The following is a 3,104-nucleotide window of genomic DNA, read 5'->3' as shown; positions in this document are numbered from 1 at the left end:
CCGTAGTACTTGCCTTCATACAGGACCGTGGTCCAGGCGCCGGGCAGCACGCCCTTCTTCATGTCGCCTGTGATCTTCGATGACTCATCGACCAGCACCTTGTTGGTGGCGTATTCGGCCGGCCAGATGACGTCGAACAGCACGACGTCGTAGCCACCGCCCGAGCCCTGCGCGAGCACGGTCTTGTCGTGCAGGCCCTCATAGGGGACGAATTCGAGATTGACCTTGATGTCGGGATTGGCCTTCGTGAAGGCGTCTGTCATGGCGCGTACGTCAGCCTCGCTGTAGGCGGCCTGCGCCATGAAAAGCGCATTGATGGACGTTTCGGCGAAAGCATGGGGAACGAGCAATCCTCCGACAAAGACTGCGCCCAAGAGTGTCTTACCGATCGATTTCAGCATCTTCTTCTCCCATTTCCGATGTTGGCGGGCGGGCGATATATGCGTTGCCTTCCCGGATTGATGTCACGTGACCCAATGGTCCCCGACCGTGGGCGGCGCCCGGCACAAAGCCTTGGCCGTCTTTTTCTGCGGTCGGTTTGCTATTAAGTCAATTCGCTTGACTTAATTAGTCGATCAATATCCTAATGGAGTCAAGAGGGAAACGCCGGTGGACGATTTCAGCCCAATCCGCGCCAAGAGCGGCACCAACCAGGAAGGCACGAGCGCGCACAACCGTCGTGTCATGATCGAGGCGCTGCGCCTCAATGGCGCCCTGTCGCGCGCCGACCTGGCGCGGGCGACGCAACTCACCAAGCAGGCCGTCTCCAACATCATCGAGGATCTCGAAAGCGACGGCCTGGTCGTTGCCCTCGAGGCGGTGCGCAAGGGCAGGGGCCAGCCTTCGACCCCCTACAGGCTGGTTCCCGAGGGCRCCTTTGCCATCGGGCTGCAGATCGATCGCCACCTGACGCGGGCGGTCGCCGTCGATCTGGTCGGCAGCGTGCTGGCGCGAGCCGAGGCCAACCTGCCGTTCGATGAGCCGTCGAAGGGCGTCGAGGTGATCCTCGGCCTGGTCGGCGGCGTCCGGCGTGAGCTGTCCCAGATGTCCGCCCAATCCGAAGAGAGGCTTGTCGGTCTCGGCGTCGCCATGCCGGGTCCTTTCGGGCTGAAGAATTCGGACGATAAATGGATGATGCCGGCCTGGCAGAAATTTCCGCTGCTGGAGACGCTCGCCGAAGGCACAGGCCTGAATGTCAGCTTGCAGAACGACGCCGCCGCCTGCGCGACGGCGGAGCGCATCGTCGGCGCGGCGCACGGCGTCGATCACGCGGTCTGCCTCTACGTCGGTTACGGCATCGGCGCCGGACTGATCCTGAACGGCGAGCTCTACAGCGGCGGCCATGGCAATGCCGGCGAGATCGGCATGGCGCTGCTGTCGCCGGCCGGCCCCGGCTCGACGCCGCTCGAACATCGCGCGTCGCTGGCCTCGCTTTACCAGCATCTCGGCCTCAATCCGGCCGACGACGACATCTACCAACAGATGGACGGCCTCGTCACGGCCGAGGATCCCAAGATCATTGCCTGGATCGATGGTGCGGCGCATGATCTGCGTTGGAGCGTGCATGTCATCGAAACGATCTTCGATCCGCAGACTGTCATCCTGACCAGCGGAGCGCCGGAAGCGCTGGCCCGCCGGCTGGTCGAGGCGATGCATCCGCTGCTGCCGTCGATCGCCGACCGGCCGGAACGGAATTTGCCGCGCCTGCAGCTCGGCACCACCGATCCCTGGTCGATCGCGCTCGGTGCCGCCGCGGCGCCGATCAGCCGGGCCTTCGATCCGCTGTTTTCGGCGATCCTGAAGACGCGGTCCAGGGGCGCCTGACAGCGTCGGCGCCAGGCTTTTCGCCTGAAATATCCTCGGAAGTTGTGTCCGATATCGTCACACAGGGTTCATTGTGCGGACATAGCGTTCGTCCCGGTTCTTTGCTGCAATGCAATAGGAGTGGGACATGGTGGACATAGTTTCTAGTGAGGCGGGYATTCCGAGACCGGATCATCCGCYGCACAATTCGGGTAGCGCGAAGTGGTTCCTGCCGGCCTTCGGCGTGCTGGTGCTCGTCGGCGTCGTCTATGTCGGCTACGCGCTCAGCCAGGATCTGGCCGAGGCCAAGACCGTGCCGTGGATCCTGCTCGGCATTGCCTTGCTGATCGCGCTCGGCTTCGAATTCGTCAACGGCTTCCATGATACCGCCAATGCGGTGGCGACGGTCATCTACACACGCTCCATGCCGGCCGAATTCGCGGTCATGTGGTCGGGCGCCTTCAATTTCCTCGGGGTTCTCACCTCCAGCGGTGCGGTCGCTTTCGGCATCCTTTCGCTGCTGCCGGTCGAGCTGATCCTGCAGGTCGGCTCTTCCTCCGGCTTTGCCATGGTGTTCGCACTGCTGGTTGCAGCCATCCTGTGGAACCTCGGCACCTGGTTCCTCGGCCTGCCGGCGTCGAGCTCGCACACGATGGTCGGCTCGATCATCGGCGTCGGCCTCGCCAACCAGTTCATGGCACCTGCCGGCAGTGCCACCAGCGGTGTCGACTGGTCGCAGGCGACCAATGTCGGCATCACCTTGCTGGTGTCGCCGATCATCGGCTTCTTCGCCGCGGCGATCCTGCTCTATGCGATGAAGCTGCTCGTGCGCAATCCGGCCCTCTACGAAGCACCGAAAGGCAACACGCCGCCGCCATGGTGGATCCGCGGGCTGCTGATCTTCACCTGCACTGGCGTCAGCTTCGCGCACGGCTCCAATGACGGACAGAAAGGCATGGGACTGATCATGCTGATCCTGATCGGTGTCGTGCCGACGGCCTTYGCGCTGAACCGGACGCCCGACATCAACTATCTCGAGGCCTACAAAGCCGCTTCCGTCAACGTCGAGCAGGCGCTCGGCAAATATGTCAAGCCGGGCATCACCGTCACCGACGCCAAGGCAGCCGTCCAGGATGCCGTGCGCACCCGGACCTGGAACGACCAGACGACGGTCGCGCTGCAGACCTACATCCACAACACGACAGCGGGCCTGCAGCCCTATGCCACTGTCGACAACGTGCCGACCGATCTGGTCAGCAACGCCCGCAATGACATCTACCTGATCGGCGAGGCACTCAAGC

3 protein-coding genes are annotated in these 3,104 nt (G+C 63.2%); 2 read left to right on the top strand and 1 reads right to left on the bottom strand.

Features of this window, described 5'->3' with window-relative positions; genetic code table 11:
• Positions 1-401, bottom strand: a 401-nt coding sequence (locus ACXJ7R_RS28700) for an extracellular solute-binding protein (protein ID WP_457154774.1), incomplete at its 3' end; no start/stop codon positions are given.
• 208 nt (positions 402-609) lie between these two features.
• Here ACXJ7R_RS28700 and ACXJ7R_RS28695 point away from each other — a divergent pair.
• Both ACXJ7R_RS28695 and ACXJ7R_RS28690 read left to right on the top strand, forming a co-directional pair.
• Positions 610-1,824: an ROK family protein gene (locus tag ACXJ7R_RS28695; protein WP_457154773.1), complete on the top strand. Its 1,215-nt coding sequence runs from the start codon at positions 610-612 to the stop codon at positions 1,822-1,824.
• Positions 1,825-1,951: 127 nt separating this feature from the next.
• Positions 1,952-3,104 (top strand): inorganic phosphate transporter (locus ACXJ7R_RS28690; RefSeq protein ID WP_457154772.1); only part of this gene is annotated, 1,153 nt, incomplete at its 3' end.

The organism is Mesorhizobium sp. P5_C1 (assembly GCF_054049815.1).
The sequence above is the reverse complement of the archived record's forward strand: the minus strand, read 5'-3'. Positions and strand labels throughout refer to the sequence as shown.